The organism is Aminobacter sp. Piv2-1 (genome assembly GCF_037625995.1).
In the GTDB taxonomy this organism is placed as follows: Bacteria; Pseudomonadota; Alphaproteobacteria; order Rhizobiales; family Rhizobiaceae; genus Aminobacter.
Window position 1 is genome coordinate 123,692 of record NZ_JARKMU010000003.1, and the last position, 16,396, is coordinate 140,087.

13 protein-coding genes are annotated in these 16,396 nt (G+C 65.6%); 10 read left to right on the plus strand and 3 right to left on the minus strand.

The genetic code is table 11. The annotated features are described in order from the left end of the window. Positions 1-114: 114 nt before the first annotated feature. The 3 genes from AmiPiv_RS06840 to AmiPiv_RS06850 all read right to left on the minus strand — a co-directional run bounded on the left by AmiPiv_RS06840 (position 115) and on the right by AmiPiv_RS06850 (position 5,457). Positions 115-3,243, minus strand: a complete 3,129-nt coding sequence (locus AmiPiv_RS06840) for an efflux RND transporter permease subunit (protein WP_340036586.1) — start codon at positions 3,241-3,243, stop codon at positions 115-117. A 17-nt stretch (positions 3,244-3,260) separates the two neighbouring features. Beyond that, complete coding sequence (locus AmiPiv_RS06845; RefSeq protein ID WP_340036587.1) at positions 3,261-4,409, minus strand: efflux RND transporter periplasmic adaptor subunit; 1,149 nt, start codon at positions 4,407-4,409, stop codon at positions 3,261-3,263. Positions 4,410-4,629: 220 nt separating this feature from the next. After that, a complete protein-coding gene (locus AmiPiv_RS06850; RefSeq protein ID WP_340036588.1) occupies positions 4,630-5,457 on the minus strand; it encodes a MurR/RpiR family transcriptional regulator in 828 nt (275 codons plus the stop codon). A 171-nt stretch (positions 5,458-5,628) separates the two neighbouring features. Between AmiPiv_RS06850 and AmiPiv_RS06855 the strand changes: the two genes are divergently transcribed. The 10 genes from AmiPiv_RS06855 to AmiPiv_RS06900 all read left to right on the plus strand — a co-directional run bounded on the left by AmiPiv_RS06855 (position 5,629) and on the right by AmiPiv_RS06900 (position 16,390). Next, positions 5,629-6,447, plus strand: a complete 819-nt coding sequence (locus AmiPiv_RS06855; RefSeq protein ID WP_340036589.1) for an N-formylglutamate amidohydrolase — start codon at positions 5,629-5,631, stop codon at positions 6,445-6,447. An 18-nt stretch (positions 6,448-6,465) separates the two neighbouring features. Next, entirely contained in the window at positions 6,466-8,025 is a 1,560-nt protein-coding gene (locus AmiPiv_RS06860) for an amino acid permease (protein ID WP_340036590.1), read from the plus strand. A 104-nt stretch (positions 8,026-8,129) separates the two neighbouring features. Further along, a complete protein-coding gene (locus tag AmiPiv_RS06865) occupies positions 8,130-9,500 on the plus strand; it encodes a glutamine synthetase family protein (protein WP_340036591.1) in 1,371 nt (456 codons plus the stop codon). 52 nt (positions 9,501-9,552) lie between these two features. Then, a complete protein-coding gene (locus AmiPiv_RS06870; RefSeq protein ID WP_340036592.1) occupies positions 9,553-10,110 on the plus strand; it encodes a helix-turn-helix domain-containing protein in 558 nt (185 codons plus the stop codon). A 4-nt stretch (positions 10,111-10,114) separates the two neighbouring features. Then, positions 10,115-10,531: a type II toxin-antitoxin system VapC family toxin gene (locus AmiPiv_RS06875; protein ID WP_340036593.1), complete on the plus strand. Its 417-nt coding sequence runs from the start codon at positions 10,115-10,117 to the stop codon at positions 10,529-10,531. Positions 10,532-10,547: 16 nt separating this feature from the next. Next, the gene (locus AmiPiv_RS06880) at positions 10,548-11,936 is read left to right on the plus strand and encodes an aldehyde dehydrogenase family protein (RefSeq protein WP_340036594.1); all 1,389 of its coding nucleotides are present in this window, start codon (positions 10,548-10,550) and stop codon (positions 11,934-11,936) included. A gap of 62 nt (positions 11,937-11,998) precedes the next feature. Further along, entirely contained in the window at positions 11,999-13,171 is a 1,173-nt protein-coding gene (locus AmiPiv_RS06885) for an iron-containing alcohol dehydrogenase (RefSeq protein ID WP_340036595.1), read from the plus strand. A 239-nt stretch (positions 13,172-13,410) separates the two neighbouring features. Continuing rightward, complete coding sequence (locus AmiPiv_RS06890) at positions 13,411-14,517, plus strand: ABC transporter substrate-binding protein (protein WP_340036596.1); 1,107 nt, start codon at positions 13,411-13,413, stop codon at positions 14,515-14,517. A 167-nt stretch (positions 14,518-14,684) separates the two neighbouring features. Continuing rightward, entirely contained in the window at positions 14,685-15,602 is a 918-nt protein-coding gene (locus AmiPiv_RS06895; protein WP_445206912.1) for an ABC transporter permease, read from the plus strand. After that, a complete protein-coding gene (locus AmiPiv_RS06900; protein WP_340036597.1) occupies positions 15,599-16,390 on the plus strand; it encodes an ABC transporter permease in 792 nt (263 codons plus the stop codon). Before AmiPiv_RS06895 ends, AmiPiv_RS06900 begins: the two co-directional genes overlap by 4 nt. The last annotated feature ends 6 nt before the right edge of the window (positions 16,391-16,396 follow it).

The following is a 16,396-nucleotide window of genomic DNA, read 5'->3' on the forward strand; positions in this document are numbered from 1 at the left end:
GACAAATAAATCTGAAGCCCCGCGCTGATTGCGAGGACTGATACAAAATCGAAAGCCCCGTGTCATCGCTTGCGACGGCAAATATGTCGCTGATCGACCGGTAAAATCTATGAACTATTCCGCGGGTTCCACGCCCGTATAGGCCGCTTCCTCGAGTTCGCGCTTGAGACGTGTTTCCTCCGCCACCTTGGGCGTGATGAAACGGCCGAGCAGCAGATAGGCAACCGGGGTGAGGAACAGGGTCGAGAGCGTGGCGAGGCCGAGGCCGCCGACGATGACCCAGCCGAGCGCGATGCGGGCCTCGGCGCCGGCGCCCTTGGCCAGCACCAGCGGCAGGCCGCCGAGCACGGTGCAGATCATCGTCATCATCACCGGGCGCAGGCGGATGGTCGCCGCCTGCTCGATCGCCTGCCGCACGCCCATGCCGCGGTCGCGCAGCTGGTTGGCGAATTCCACCACCAGGATGCCGTTCTTGGCCATGACGCCCACCAGCAGCACCAGGCCGATCTGGCTGTAGGCGTTGAGCGAGGTGCCGGTCAGGATCAGCGCGAAGACGGCGCAGGCGAGCCCCAGCGGCACCGTCGCCATGATGATGATGGCTGAAACGAAGCTCTCGAACTGGGCGGCCAGCACCAGCAGGATGATGACGAGCGCAAAACCGAAGATGGTCAGCATGCTGCCGCTCGTCTCGTCCAGCGTCGCGGCCTCGGCGAGCGGCAGCAGCCGGCTTCCCGCCGGAAGCAGCGGCGCCGCAATCTCCTCGACCCGCTTCAGCGCGTCGCCGAGGGCGAAATTGTCGGCAAGGCTGGAGGTGATCGCCACCGAACGCTGCTGCTGTTCGCGCGACAGCGATGGCGGCACAGCCCGCTCGGTCAGCGAGGCGATGGTCGAAACCGGCACGAAGCGGCCGTCGCGGGTCCTGACGAAGATGTTCTCGAGGTCGGTCGAGTCGTTGACCGGATTGGTGGTCGACACGAGCTTCACGTCGTAGGAGCGGTCCTCGATGAAGACGCTGGCGATCTTGCGGCCGTCGAGCATCGCTTGCAGCGCCGGCGACAGGCCCGAGATGTCGATGCCGAGATCGGAGGCGCGCTCGCGGTCGATGGTGACGAAGAGCTGCGGCTGGGTCGCATCGGTCGAGAGGCGGGGCTGGCGGAAGCGCGGGTCCTTCTCCATCTCGGCCAGCACCTTGGCGGCCGCGTCGCCGAGATCCGCATAGCTGTTGCCGATCAGCGCGAACTGCAGGCCACTGCCGGCGCCGCGGATGCCGAGGCTGTTGGGCTGCATCAGGGTGGTGCGCACGCCGGGTACCTGACTGGTGCGCTGGGTGATGTCGGCGGCGATCTGCTGCTGGGTGCGGGTGCGCTTGTCCCAAGGCGCCAGCGACAGCACCATGAAGCCGCTGTTGTTGCTGTTGCCCATGCCGGCGCTGACGAAGGTGCTCCCGATCTCGCCGGACTGGCGCATCGGCTCGACCAGCGCCTCGATCCGGCGCAATTGCGAGCTGGTGTAGTCGAGGCTGACGCCCTGCGGGGCCGAGACCCTGAGCATGATCAGCGAGCGGTCCTCGTTGGGCGTCAGTTCCTGGCGCACGGCGCCGAAGGCGAAGTATGCGGCAGCCGCGAACAGCACCGAGACGAGAATGACGATTGCCGGCGCGTCGAGGCAGGCGTGCAGGCAGCGCTTGTAGGTCGCCGCCAGCCGGCCGCCGATGCGGCTCAGGATGCCGGACTGGGTGTGGTCGATGCTCTTCTGCGTCAGCATGCGCGAGGCGAGCATCGGGCAGAGCGACAGCGCTACCACCGACGACAGCAGCACCGAGATCGCCAGCACGAATCCGAACTCGCGGAACAGGCCGCCGGTCTGGCCGGGCAGGAAGGAGATCGGGATGAACACCGCCGCGAGCGTCGCGGTGGTCGCCATGACGGCGAAGAACACTTCCTGGGTGCCGAGCACGGCCGCGGCGCGCGGGCCCATGCCCTCGTTGCGGCGGCGCACCACGTTCTCGAGCACGACGATGGCGTCGTCGACGACGAGGCCCGTCGCCAGCACCAGCGCCAGAAGCGTCAGGATGTTGACCGAGAAGCCAGCGAGATAGATGCCGGCGATGGTGCCGATCATCGCCACCGGCATCGCCAGGCCGGGGATCAGGGTGGCGCGCCAGTCGTGCAGGAACAGGTAGATGACCACGAGCACGATGGTCACCGCCAGCACCAGCGCGATCTCGACCTCGTCGATGGCGCCCCTGACGAAGGTCGCGTCGTCGCTGGTCACCCGGATCGTCATGCCCTGCGGCAGGGTCTGCTGGATGCGTTCCGCCGCGGCGCGGACGCCCTTGGAGATGTCGAGCGTGCTCGACTGCGCCTGGCGGATGATGCCGAGGCCAATGCCGGTCTTGCCGTCGGAGCGCAGCGAGGTCGTGCCGGGATCGCCGCCGAGCGTCACCTTGGCGACGTCGCCGAGGCGCGTCTTGCCGTTGATGATGATGCTCTCGAAGGCCTCGGGCGTGTTCACCGCGGCGCTGGCGCGCACGATGATGTCCTGGTTGCCGACGTTCAGCGAGCCGGCCGGCGCGTCGAAGGAGACGGTCGCCAGCGCGTTCGAGATGTCGCCGAGGGTCAGCCCGAGGCTCGCCACCTTCGACTGGTCGATGTCGACGCGGAACACCTTGGCGCGGTCGCCGGAGACCTGGACGTCGGCGACGCCGTCGACGGCGGCAAGCGCATCGACGATCTGGTCCTCGACCAGGATGGTCATGTCCTCGACCGGCATGGTGTCGGAGGTGACCGCCAGCCGCATCACCGCTTCCGCATTGGCGTCGGCCTTGACGATGCGCGGCGCGTCGGCGTCGTCGGGCAGGCTGTTGGTCACCCGCCCCACCGCGTCACGCATGTCCGAGGCCGCGACGTTGAGGTCGACGCCGTCGTTGAACTCCACCGTCACCCGGCTGTTGCCGTAGGACGAACTCGAGGAGATCGCCTTCACGCCGGTGACGCGGGCGGCAGCGCCCTCGACCACCGCGGTCACCTCGCGGTCGACGATCTCGGCGGCCGCGTCGGAGTAGGAGGTCGACACGCTGATGACCGGCCTGTCGACGTCCGGCAGCTCGCGCACCTCGACGCCGTAGAAGGCGGCGAGGCCGGCCACCGTGATCAGCGCGTTGACGACGAAGGCCAGCACCGGCCGGCGCACCATCAGCGCGGAAATGCCCTGTTCGGCCTGTTCGTTCTGGCTCACCGACATGCCCGCCGCCCCCCGGATCAGGAGCCGCTGCGGGCAGCGCCGTCGCTGCCAGCGATGAGCAATGCAGCGCCTTCGCGCACGGTGTGGATGCCCTCGGTCACCACCTGATCGCCGGCGACCAGCGCCGCCTGCACGAGCACGCTGTCGGTGTTGCGCTGTATGATGCGCACCGGCACGCGCTTGGCCTTGCCGTCGGCGAGCGCCCAGACGAAGGCACCGTCGCTGCCCCACTGGATGGCCAGCGGATCGACGGATGGGTAGGTGTCGCCGGGGAAGCGCATCGCCACCTGGAACGACATGCCGGCGCGCAGCGCATCGCCCTCGTTGTCGAGGCGGGCCTGCACGCGCAGCGTCCGGCTCTGATCGTCGAGCCTGTTGTCCACCGCACTGACCACGCCGTCGAAGACCTGGCCGGGGCGGACCACCGAGGTGGCCGACAGCGGCTGGCCGACCGCGATCAGGCCGGTGAAGCGTTCCGGCACCCAGAAGTCGACGATGATGCGCGAGCGGTCGTCGATGGTGGCGATCGTCGTCTGGCTGGTCACGTAGTTGCCGGCCTCGACCGGCAGGATGCCGACGATGCCCTGGATCGGGGCGGTGATGGTGCGGCGGTCGAGCGCAAGGGCCGCGTCGCGCACGGCGAGCTTGGCGTTCTCGACGGCGAGATCGGCCTCGCGCAGCTGCACGGCCGTCGCCGTGTTGGTGGCGCGCAGCGCCCTGATGCGCTCCAGCGAGGCTTCCGCGTCGCCCTGGGCGATGCGGGCGCGCTCGAGCGCGATCTCCTCGGAATCCGCGTCCAGCCTGGCGATCACCGCGCCGGCCTCGACCTTCTCGCCGGCCTGGACGGCGATTTCGGTCAGGCGGCCGGCGGCATAGGGGTTGATGACCACGGAATTGAGGGCGCGACCGGTGCCGATCGCCGACAGCCGGTCGTTGATCGTGCCGGTCGATACCGGCCGGGTCACCACCGGCGTCTGCGCCGCGCCGCGGCCGCGCTCGCCGCCGGCCTTGCCTGCCTGTGCCTGCTCGGTCTTGGTGGAGGCCTGGGCCCATTCGATGCCCCAGCGTGCCAGTACCTCGCGCGACCCGGGGACGAACAGTACCCAGCCTGCGGCTGCCGCGAGCACAATGACGATTGCCAAGACGATCTGTTTCCAGGCGGCCATCCGCACTCCAGTCCTGCTGCTAGTTCCTGGTCCCGCGTTCCAGCCGGGACGCCGGCGCTGCCATGCGGCCTCATCGCGCTGCCTGCTTGCGCAGAACAGCAACGAGCCTGTTCAGGCGGCCGCATTATAGCTCAGTTCGATATGCGAGCCTTATGGCAATTCTCTGCGTGCCGCACATTAAATCTGCGTAATCTTTGCAGGAATGGCGCTTGCGGCGAGTTCAGCGCAGGTCCTCGATGGCGCGGATGCGGCTTGCGCCGTCGTCGTCGAGCTTACGCGTCAGGGCGCCGATCAGCGTCTCGGCGGCGACGAAGAGGGCGGCGGAGGAATCCCACGCCGACGGCACGGCCGTCCGGCCGGCGATGACATGGCGGGCAAAGCGCGCGATCGGCGACAGCCACTGGTCGGTGAACAGCACGATGGTGGCGCCGCGCTGGTTGGCCTTCTCGGCGAAGCGCACCAGGCTCTCCTGGTAGCGGCGTATGTCGAAGATCAGCAGCGTGTCGCGCTTGCCGATGTCGATCAGCCTGTCGCGCCAGAGGCTCTCCTGGCCGTAGAGATGGGTGACGTTCGGCCGAATCAGGTTGAGGTGGGCTGCCATGTAGCGCGCCAGCGGATCGGTGAAGCGGCCGCCGACCAGGAAGACATGGGCGCGCGGATTGGCGAGATGGGCGACGATGTCGGTCAGCTGGCGGTCCGACAGGTGGCGGAACGTCTCGCGGATGTTCCCGAGCACGGCCTCCAGTATGGGCGCGGTCGAGGCGGGCAGGGGGGATGGCGCGGCGAAGGTGCGCGAGGCCGGCGACTGTAGTTGCTCGGCCAGCTCGTCCTGCAGCGCCGACTGGAACTCTGGGTAGTTCTGGAAGCCGAGCCGGGCGACGAAGCGCAGGATCGTCGGCGACGAGACGCCCGCCTGCTGCGAGAATTCGGCGACCGTCTTCAGCCCGATCACCGGATAGGCGGCGATCAGCGTCTGGGCGGCGCGGCGCTCGCCGGCAGGCATCGTATCGATCTTCTCGCTGATCAGTTCGGCAACGCTCGAAACCATCCGATCCCCCGCCCGGCGCGTGCGCCGCATCACCGTTGCTGGCTGGTCGCGCGGTCCGGTGGACGCGGCCCAAATGCCATTTGACAAACTCCGGTAATGTGTATGAAATCATCCGCAGGGGCGCAATGAACAAAAATACGTAACATACGATACGGCCCCGGGGATGAGTGAATGGGAACGGGCCAGGCAAGCTTTGCCATGTCGAACGCTGTCCGCGTGACGAACCGCGCCGGGCGCAGCCCCTATGTCATTCTCTGTGATCACGCCTCCAACCATCTGCCCGCCGCCTATGGCACGCTCGGGCTCGACGCCTCCGAGATGCTGCGCCACATCGCCTGGGATCCGGGCGCGCTGCCGGTTGCCCGGCGCATGGCCGAGGGGCTCGATGCGACGCTGGTCGAATCCTGCGTCTCGCGCCTCGCCATCGACTGCAACCGGCCGCTCGCCGCCCACGACCTGATCCCCGAGATCAGCGAGACCACCGCCATCCCCGGCAACGCGGGCCTGTCGGCGGCTGAGCGCGAGGAGAGAATCGCGCTATCATGGCGGCCGTTCCACGAGGCGATCGGCGAAGTCGTTTCCGACCGCCTGCGCGAGGGGCGGGAGACGCGGCTGGTGTCTGTCCATTCCTTCACCCCGGTCTACAAGGGCGTCCGGCGCCCCTGGCAGATCGGCATCATCCACGACGAGGACGAGCGGCTCGCTGCGCCGCTGATCGCTGCGTTGCAGGTCCTCGGCGGACCCGTGGTCGGCGTCAACGAGCCCTATTCGCCCGCCGACCGGGTCTACTTCACCCTGGAACACCATGGCAGGTCGCGCGGCCTGCCATGCGCGATGATCGAAATCCGCAACGACGAAATCGCGGCGCCGGCCGGGCAGCGGAAATGGGCGGATCTGCTCGCGGGCATCTTGTCCGATCTCGAGCCGGAGGCGGGGGAAGCCGTCCCCTACCGGCCGGGCTCGGGCATGGCGGCTCAATCAAAGGCATAACGACAAGGGGACACTGAAATGGCATCACCTGGTTATACCGAGCATGACAAGCACGAGGACGTCAAAGTCCTCCACAGCATGGGCTACGCCCAGGAACTCGAACGGCGAATGAGCCAGTTCTCGAACTTCGCCGTTTCCTTCTCGATCATCTGCATCCTGTCCGGCGGCATCAACTCGCTGGCGCAGGCAACCTCGGGCGCCGGCGGCGCGGCCATCGGCATCGGCTGGCTGATCGGTTGCTTCATATCGCTGGTCTTCGCCGTCGCCATGGCCCAGATCAGCTCGGCCTATCCGACGGCGGGCGGCCTCTACCACTGGGGCTCGATCCTCGGCAACCGCTTCACCGGCTGGCTGACCGCCTGGTTCAACCTGCTAGGCCTCGTCACCGTGCTGGGCGCCATCAATGTCGGCACCTACTACTTCTTCATGGGCGCCTTCGGCACCAGCTATCTCGGCCTCGAGGACACCACCACCACCCGCATCGTCTTCCTGGCCATCATCACCGGCCTGCAGGCGCTGGTGAACCACATGGGCATCGGCCTCACCGCCAAGCTCACCGACTTCTCGGGCTACCTGATCTTCGCCACCGCGATCGCGCTCGCCGTCGTCTGGCTGATCGCGGCCGACAGCTACGAGATCGGCCGGCTCTTCACCTTCGCCAACTATTCGGGCGCCGCCGGCGGCAACGTCTGGCCGGAAACCTCGTCGGGCTGGGTGTTCCTGCTCGGCCTGCTGCTCCCTATCTACACCATCACCGGCTACGACGCCTCCGCCCACACCTCGGAGGAAACGCTGAAGGCCGCGCATTCGGTGCCGCGCGCCATGGTCGGCTCGGTGCTGTGGTCGGCGCTGTTCGGCTACATCATGCTCGCCTCGTTCGTGCTGATGCTGCCGAACATGGACGATGCCGCGGCGCAGGGCTGGAACGTGTTCTTCTGGGCCAACGACCAGCAGGTCAACCCGGTGGTCAAGGACGTGCTCTACCTCGCCATCTTCCTCAGCCAGTGGCTGTGCGGCCTGGCGACGGTCACCTCGGCCTCGCGCATGATCTTCGCCTTTTCGCGTGACGGCGGCCTGCCGGCATCGGGGTCGCTCGCCAAGGTCAGCCCGACCTACCGCACGCCGGTGGCGGCGATCTGGACCAGCTCGATCCTGGCCGTCCTGTTCGTCTGGTTCTCGTCGCTGGTCTCCATCGGCGACACGCCGGTCTACACCATCGTCGTGGCCTGCACCGTGATCTTCCTGTTCTTCTCCTTCGTCATCCCGATCACGCTTGGCCTGTTCGCCTGGGGTACGTCGAAGTGGGACAAGATGGGTCCGTGGGACCTCGGCGAGGGCACCTTCAAGCTGTTCGCGGTGCTGTCGATCCTCGCCATGGTGCTGATCTTCGTGATCGGCATCCAGCCGCCCAACGACTGGGCGCTCTACATCACCGTCGGCTTCCTGGTGCTGACGGCGATCATCTGGTTCGGCTTCGAACGCAGCCGCTTCCAGGGCCCGCCCATCGGTGACGAAGTCGCCAAGCGCGCATCGGTCATCGCGGCGGCGGAACGCGCCGTCGGCGAAACCGGGCACTGATCGCCCCCAAAAATGGCCGTGGCCGGCCATGCGCCGGCCACGTCTCGTTTCAACCCTCGATCAATCTCTAATCTGAAGTGGCATCGCCCGGATCGGAACCCAAAATGGCTGGAAATCTCTCCTTCGATCAGTTGAAAAGCGCGGTTGCCGCCGGCGAGATCGACACGGTCCTCGCCTGCGCGGTCGACATGCAGGGCAGGCTGGTCGGCAAGCGGTTCCTGGCCAAGTACTTCGTCGAATCCGCCTATGACGAGACGCATGGCTGCAACTACCTGCTCGCCAACGACATCGACATGGAGCCGGTGCCCGGCTACAAGGCGGCCAGCTGGTCCAAGGGCTACGGCGACTTCGTTATGAAGCCCGACCTCGGCACGCTGCGCCGCATTCCCTGGCTCGAGAAGACCGCGCTCTGCCTGGTCGACGTGCTCGACCATCACGACCATTCCGATCTGCCCCATTCGCCGCGCGCCATCCTCAAGAAGCAGGTCAAGCGGCTGCAGGAGCGCGGCTATCTCGCCTATTTCGCCTCGGAACTGGAATTCTACCTGTTCAGCGAAACCTACGACTCGGCTCGTGCAAAACACTGGCAGAACCTCGACACCGCCTCGCCCTATATCGGCGACTACCTGATCGGCATCACCACCAAGGAAGAAGGCGTGATGCGCCGGCTGCGCAACGAGATGGAAGCGGCGGGCGTGCCGATCGAGAACTCCAAGGGCGAGTGGGGCCCGGGCCAGGAGGAAATCAACGTCCGCTACGCCGAAGTGCTGGAGATGGCGGACCGCCACGTCATCCTGAAGAACGGCGCCAAGGAGATCGCCGCTTCCGAGGGCAAGGCGATCAGCTTCATGGCCAAGTACAATTACGGCCTCGCCGGCAACTCCAGCCACATCCACAATTCGCTGTGGAGCGCCGACGGCAAGACGCCGCTGTTCTACGACAAGGGAGCCGAATGGACCCTTTCGAAGCTCGGCCAGCACTGGGCGGCCGGACAGCTCAAATACGCCAAGGAGTTCACCTGGTTCCTGGCGCCCTACATCAACTCCTACAAGCGCTTCCAGGCCGGTACCTTCGCGCCGACCAAGATCATGTGGAGCGAGGACAACCGCACGGCCGGCTTCCGCCTGTGCGGCGAGGGCACCAAGGGCATCCGCATGGAGTGCCGCATTGGCGGCGCCGACCTCAACCCGTATCTCGCCTTCGCGGCGCTGATCGCGGCCGGCCTCGCCGGCATCGACGAGAAGCTGGAGCTGCAGAAGCCGTTCGTCGGCGATGCCTACCAGGCGGCCAACCTGCCGGAGATCCCCAAGACGCTGCGCGACGCCGCCGACACGCTGGAGAACTCCGTCATGCTCAAGGCCGCCTTCGGCGAGGACGTGGTCGAGCACTACGTCCACACGGCGCGCTGGGAGCAGTTCGAATACGACCGCCGCATCACCGACTGGGAATTGCACCGGGGATTTGAAAGGTATTGAGAAAATCGCAACATTGCGATATGTTGCGATCTCTGGAATCGGAGATCGCGAAATGAGTGACAGCCGGGGCAAGCAGTGGTTTGTGGACCGAATGAATGCACTGGATCTCAGTCTTAGTGAGGTGGCGCGACGGATGGGCATCGATAAAGGCGCGTTGTCCCGAGCGCTTGATGGAGGGCGTGGGATCAAGCTTCCGGAAATTGACAAAATCGCAACAATCTTGGGGGCGACACGCGAGGAAGTGATCGATCACGGGGAGGAGATTGCCAAAAATGCCGCCTCCCGCAAAAAGGGCCGCCTGAGGGAACGCGCCCGAGCGGATGCCGTTCCTGTGTCGGGACAATCGGGAGAGGTTCTGCAGGGCGGGGCGGGTTTCATGGAGGAGCAGACGGGATTTCATGGAGCGGGTCACACGAATGACGAGGCGGAAAACGTATTTGGCGAACCGTCGATACATGCAGGTCGTTTGCCGCCGCCGCGCAGTCATCCGCTATTCGGTTGTCTAAAGGGGATGGTCACCGTGCTGCCTGGTGTCGATCTGACGGAGCCGGCCGATCCGGATTTGGCAGATTATCTGGACCGGAAATACGGTCCGGTGGGAAAAGACTGACCAGATGCCGGGAAGCATACTGATCGACACTTGTGCCGCTATCTGGATCACCGAGGGGGCAAAGCTCGACGCGAAAGCCCGAGCAGAGCTCGATCATAGTGCTCAGGCGCGGATGCCTGTCATGGTCTCACCGACCAGTGCATGGGAGATGGGGATGCTGGTGGCGAGACAAAAGGTATTGACCGCGGTCTCAGCGCAATCCTGGTTCGCTAGTCTGGTAATCCCTCCCTTTTCCGCGCTGGCGCCGCTCACGGCCGAAATTCTGATAAACTCGTCGTTTCTTCCCGGTGTGCCGCCAAGGGATCCCTTTGACCGACTTTTCATCGCAACCGCGCGCGAGCACGGCTACCGCATCATGACGCGCGATAGCAAAATCCTGGCCTACGCCGAACAAGGCCACGTGCAGGCAATTCCCTGCTGAAACGAATGGAACCATCATGACCGAAACCGTAAAACTCAAATCCCCAGTCGATGGCTCGATCTATGTCGAGCGCCCCGTGGCCAGCGACCAGTCGGTCAACGCAGCGGTCGAGCGCGCCCGCGCGGCACAGGCCGACTGGGCTCGCGTGCCGGTCGCCGAGCGCGCCAACTACATGCTCAAGATGCTCGAGGCGCTGGTCGGCATGAGCGACGAGATCGTGCCGGAACTCGCCTGGCAGATGGGCCGGCCGACCCGCTACGGCGGCGAGTTCGGCGGCGTCAAGGAACGCACCCAGTACATGGTCGAGATCGCCGAGCGCGCGCTGGCGCCGGTGCCGGCGTCCAACCCCAAGGACGGCTTCCGCCGCTATGTGAGGAAGGACCCGCTCGGCGTGGTCATGGTGATTGCGCCGTGGAATTATCCCTACCTCACCGCAGTCAACACCATCGTGCCCGCGCTGATCGCCGGCTCGACCGTCATCCTCAAGCATGCTGCGCAGACGCTGCTCGTCGGCGAGCGCTTCGCCAAGGCGTTCGAGGCCGCCGGCCTGCCGAAATACGTCTTCCAGAACCTGGTGCTCAACCACGCCCAGACCGAGAAGCTGCTCGGATCGGGCAAGATCGACCACGTCAACTTCACCGGCTCGGTCGCCGGCGGCCGCGCCATCGAGAAGGCGGCCGCGGGCACCTTCATGACGCTCGGCCTCGAGCTCGGCGGCAAGGACCCGGCCTATGTGCTGCCCGACGCCAAGCTCGACCATGCGGTCGCCAACCTTGTCGAGGGCGCGTTCTTCAATTCGGGCCAGTGCTGCTGCGGCATCGAGCGCGTCTACGTCCACGAGAAGATCTACGACCAGTTCGTCGAGGGCTTCATCGCCGAGACCAGGAGCTACGCGCTCGGCAACCCGCTGGAGCAGGCGACGACCATGGGGCCGATGGCCCAGGCGCGCTTTGCCGACTTCATCCGCGAGCAGAAGGCCGAGGCCCTGCGCAAGGGTGCCGTCGCGCACATGAACACCAGGGATGCGCAGGACAAGGAAGGCTCGCCCTACCTGCCGGCCGAGGTGCTCACCAATGTCGACCACCAGATGTCGGTCATGCGCGAGGAGAGCTTCGGCCCCATCGTCGGCATCATGAAGGTGCGCAACGACGAGGAGGCGATCGCGCTGATGAACGACAGCCCCTACGGCCTCACCGCCTCGATCTGGACCTCCGATACCGAGCACGCCGTGTCGATCGGCGACCGCGTCGAGACCGGCACGGTGTTCATGAACCGCTGCGACTACCTCGATCCGGCGCTCGTCTGGACCGGCGTCAAGGACACCGGCAAGGGTGCTGCGCTGTCGCAGATCGGCTACGACAACCTGACCCGGCCGAAGTCGTATCACCTGCGCGAGAAGATCTGACCGTTCCCGCATCCGTCCCCGCCACCCTGCGCGGGGACGCTCCCAACCTCCGGAAAGTAAAAATGTCCAAACTCGTTTCCAAGTGGAACTACCCGACCACCGTGCGCTTCGGCGCCGGCCGCATCTCCGAGCTGCCCGACGCGCTGGCCGCCACCGGCATCAAGAAGCCGCTGTTCGTCACCGATCCGGGCCTAGCCAAGCTGCCGGTCGTCGCCTCGACGCTGAAGATCCTCGACGACGCCAAGGTGCCCTACGGCGTCTTCTCCGACGTCAAGCCGAACCCGGTCGAATCGAACCTCACCGCCGGCATCGCCGTGTTCAGGAAGGGCAAGCATGACGGCGTCATCGCCTTCGGCGGCGGCTCGGCGCTCGACCTCGGCAAGCTGATCGCCTTCCAGGCCGGGCAGACCCGCCCGGTGTGGGACTTCGAGGACATCGGCGACTGGTGGACCCGCGCCAATTCCGACGCGATTGCCCCCATCGTCGCCGTGCCCACCACCGCCGGCACCGGCTCCGAGGTCGGCCGCGCCGGGGTGATCACCAACGAGGAGACCCACACCAAGAAGGTCATCTTCCATCCCAAGCTGCTGCCGGCGATCGTCATCGCCGATCCGGAACTTTCGGTCGGCATGCCGTCCTTCATCACCGCCGGCACCGGCATGGACGCCTTCGCCCACTGCCTCGAGGCCTATTGCGCGCCCGGCTACCACCCGATGGCCGACGGCATCGCGGTCGAAGGCATCCGCCTGGTGTTCGAGAACCTGCCCAAGGCGTTTGCCAACGGCAAGGACCTCGTCGCCCGCGCCCACATGATGAGCGCCGCCGCCATGGGCGCCGCCGCCTTCCAGAAGGGGCTGGGCGCCATCCACTCGCTGTCGCACCCCATCGGCGCGCTCTACGACACCCACCACGGCATGACCAACGCCGTGTTCATGCCCTATGTGCTCGCCTTCAACCGCGACGCCATCGAGGACAAGATCGTCCGCCTGTCGGCCTATTGCGGCATCAAGGGCGGCTTCGACGGCTTCGCCAAGGCGGTCATCAAGCTGCGCAAGGAGCTCAAGGTGCCGCACGCGCTGCCGGGCCTGATCAAGGGGCTTGACATGGACAAGAAGCGTAAAGCCCTGATCGCAGACATGGCCGTGGTCGATCCGACCGCCGGCGGCAATCCGGTCAAGCTCACCAAGAAAGCAGCGCTCGGCTTGCTTGAAAACGCCATCGAAGGGACGGTTTGAGACAAGTGGAGTCGGGCAAACTCGACTTCTAATCAACATCAAAAGACGGAGGGGAAAGGGCAGGGGGAGCCCGAATTATTTAGCCGGAAAACAACGGCACCGATTGCGACAACCGATTAAAAGTAGTTAACTTTTTGGCGCTGCAGAAGCGGGCTTCACCTAACCTTCATGTGACTGTCACACGAAGCCGGTACCGCATCGCAGGCGTCTCATGGCGTCAGTTCAACGGAGAGAACAACATGTTCATGTTTGCAGGGAAGGTACTTTCCCTAAGCGCGGCGTCGCTCATGGTGACGACGGCCATCGCGTCGGCCCAGGATATGGCCGCGCTCGAGGCTGCCGCGAAGGCTGAGGGGCAGCTGACCACAATCGCGCTGCCGCACGACTGGTGCGGCTACGGCGCGGTCATCGAAGGTTTCAAGAAGAAGTATCCCGAGATCACCGTCAACGAGCTCAACCCCGACGCGGGTTCGAGCGACGAGATCGAGGCGATCAAGGCCAACAAGGACAACAAGGGACCGCAGGCACCTGACGTCATCGACGTCGGTCTCTCCTATGGCCCGCAGGCTAAGGCCGACGGCCTGATCCAGCCCTACAAGGTCTCGACCTGGGATTCGATCCCCGACACCGCCAAGGACGCCGACGGCTACTGGTACGGCGACTATTACGGCGTGCTGTCGTTCGAAGTGAACAAGGACCTCGTCAAGGAAGCTCCGACCGACTGGGCCGACCTGCTCAAGCCGGAATACGCCAACAGCGTCGCGCTTGCCGGTGATCCGCGCGCCTCGAACCAGGCGATCCAGGGCGTCTACGCCGCCGGCCTCGCCGCTGGCGCCACCGACGCCGCCGGCGCTGCCGAGAAGGGCCTCGCCTTCTTCAAGGAGCTGAACGCCAAGGGCAACTTCGTTCCGGTCATCGGCAAGTCGGCGACGCTGGCCCAGGGCCAGACCCCGATCCTGATCACCTGGGACTACAATGCGCTTGCGGGCCGCGACACGCTGAACGGCAACCCGCCGGTCGACGTCATCGTCCCGAAGACGGGCGTCATCGCCGGCGTCTACGTCCAGGCGATCAGCGCCTATGCGCCGCATCCGAATGCAGCCAAGCTGTGGATGGAGTATCTCTACTCCGACGAGGGCCAGCTCGGCTGGCTGAAGGGCTACTGCCACCCGATCCGCTTCAACGATCTCGCCAAGAACGGCAAGATCCCGCAGGAGATGCTCGACAAGCTGCCGCCGGCGGCCGCCTACGAGCAGGCCGTGTTCCCGACCCTCGACGATCAGGCGAAGGCCAAGGAAGGCATCACCAAGAACTGGGATTCGGTGGTCGGCGCCAACGTCCAGTAATCGGGTCTCGATTTGGCGGGTGGCGGCCAGGCCGTCGCCCGCCTTTTCATAGGGCGCGATCGCCGGCATCGACTGCGGCTTTGCGTTCGATCTCGCTCTGAACTATTGAATCTGCGTTCGCCTGCCGGAAATTCCGGCCGTGGCGGCGCACGAACCATGGCGCCCGCATGAACGAAGCCAGTGTATCGACCGCGGCAGTTGCCGCCCAAGCCGCTCCGCCCGAGGCGCAGCGCGGCTTCCGCCTGCCCACCCATTGGTTCGGCGTGGCTCCGTTCTTCATCTTCGCCCTGATGTTTCTTATCCTGCCGACGCTCTATCTCGTGGTCGGCGCGTTCCAGAACGCCGAGGGGCAGTACACGCTCGACAACATCCGCCAGCTGTTCCTCGACGCTTCGATCCGCGACGCCTACTGGGTGTCGATCAAGATCAGCTTCTGGTCGGCCACCGTCGGCGCCTTCGTCGGTCTCGCCATGGCGATTGCCATCGTCCGCGGCGGCCTGCCCGCCTGGGTGCGCTCGTCGACCATGACCTTCTCCGGCGTTGCCTCCAATTTCGCCGGTGTGCCGCTGGCCTTCGCCTTCCTCGCGACGCTCGGCCGCCTCGGTCTCGTCACCGTCATCCTGCGCGACGTCTTCGGCATCAACATCTACGCGCTGGGCTTCAACGTACTGACGTCGTGGGGCCTGATCATCGTCTACCTGTTCTTCCAGATCCCGCTGATGATCGTCATCATCACGCCGGCCATCGACGGCCTGAAGAAGGAGTGGGGCGAGGCGGCAGCCACCCTCGGCGCCACCACCTGGCAATATTGGCGCATGGTCGTCATCCCGGTCTTGTGGCCGAGCTTCCTCGGCACGGTCATCCTCTTGTTCGCCAATGCCTTTGGCGCCATTGCCACGGCCTACGCCTTCACCGGCTCGTCGCTCAACATCGTCCCCATCAAGCTCTATGCCCAGATCCGCGGCGACGTGCTGCACAATCCGCATCTCGGCTACGCCCTGGCCTTCGGCATGATCGTTGTCACCGGCCTCGCCAACATCTTCTACATCTGGTTCCGCACCCGCAGCGAGAGGTGGCTCAAATGAAGACCGGTCGCTTCTGGGCCTGGCTCGTGTTTGCCATCGGCACCGCCTATTTCTTCATTCCCCTGATTGCCACCTTCGAGTTCTCGCTACGCATGCGCCGCGGCGAATACTCCTTCGATGCCTATCGCATCGTGCTCGGCGACAGCCGCTTCCAGGAGACCTTCGCCTATTCGGTGACGGTCGCCGTGTTCACCATCCTGCTCGGCGTCCTGCTCGTGGTGCCCACGGCCTACTGGATCAGGCTGCGTATGCCGCAGCTCCGGCCGGTCGTCGAGTTCATCACGCTTTTGCCGCTGGTCATCCCGGCCATCGTCATCGTCTTCGGCTACATCAGGATGTACGGCTCGTCATCGCCGCTGCCGTTCCTCGGCTCGGCGCGCGGCACCGATGCACTGCTGGTCATCGGCTATGCGACGCTGGCGCTGCCCTACATGTACCGCGCCGTCGACACCGGCCTGCGCACCATCGACGTGCGCACGCTGACCGAGGCGGCGCAGATTCTCGGCGCCGGCTGGACGACCATCATCGCCCGCGTCATCCTGCCCAACGTGCTGATCGCCGTGCTGTCGGGCGCCTTCCTGACCTTCGCCATCGTCATCGGCGAGTTCACGCTGGCAAGCCTGCTCAACCGTCCGGCCTTCGGCCCCTACCTGCAGAACATCGGCGCCAACCGCGCCTATGAGCCGGCGGCGCTTGCGGTCATCGCCTTTGCCATCACCTGGGGCTGCATGTCGGTGATCCAGATCCTCGCCCGTTTCGCGCCGAAGTCGGCAAACCGCCCGAACTGAACAAAA

Bases quoted from the DNA above. Each gene is read 5' to 3' on its own strand.
- AmiPiv_RS06850 (WP_340036588.1), bottom strand. From the start codon at position 5,457: ATGGTTTCGAGCGTTGCCGAACTGATCAGCGAGAAGATCGATACGATG.
- AmiPiv_RS06870 (WP_340036592.1), top strand. From the start codon at position 9,553: ATGAGTGACAGCCGGGGCAAGCAGTGGTTTGTGGACCGAATGAATGCA.
- AmiPiv_RS06840 (WP_340036586.1), bottom strand. From the start codon at position 3,243: ATGTCGGTGAGCCAGAACGAACAGGCCGAACAGGGCATTTCCGCGCTG.
- AmiPiv_RS06890 (WP_340036596.1), top strand. From the start codon at position 13,411: ATGTTCATGTTTGCAGGGAAGGTACTTTCCCTAAGCGCGGCGTCGCTC.
- AmiPiv_RS06860 (WP_340036590.1), top strand. From the start codon at position 6,466: ATGGCATCACCTGGTTATACCGAGCATGACAAGCACGAGGACGTCAAA.
- AmiPiv_RS06895 (WP_445206912.1), top strand. From the start codon at position 14,685: ATGAACGAAGCCAGTGTATCGACCGCGGCAGTTGCCGCCCAAGCCGCT.
- AmiPiv_RS06855 (WP_340036589.1), top strand. From the start codon at position 5,629: ATGGGAACGGGCCAGGCAAGCTTTGCCATGTCGAACGCTGTCCGCGTG.
- AmiPiv_RS06875 (WP_340036593.1), top strand. From the start codon at position 10,115: ATGCCGGGAAGCATACTGATCGACACTTGTGCCGCTATCTGGATCACC.
- AmiPiv_RS06900 (WP_340036597.1), top strand. From the start codon at position 15,599: ATGAAGACCGGTCGCTTCTGGGCCTGGCTCGTGTTTGCCATCGGCACC.
- AmiPiv_RS06865 (WP_340036591.1), top strand. From the start codon at position 8,130: ATGGCTGGAAATCTCTCCTTCGATCAGTTGAAAAGCGCGGTTGCCGCC.
- AmiPiv_RS06845 (WP_340036587.1), bottom strand. From the start codon at position 4,409: ATGGCCGCCTGGAAACAGATCGTCTTGGCAATCGTCATTGTGCTCGCG.
- AmiPiv_RS06885 (WP_340036595.1), top strand. From the start codon at position 11,999: ATGTCCAAACTCGTTTCCAAGTGGAACTACCCGACCACCGTGCGCTTC.
- AmiPiv_RS06880 (WP_340036594.1), top strand. From the start codon at position 10,548: ATGACCGAAACCGTAAAACTCAAATCCCCAGTCGATGGCTCGATCTAT.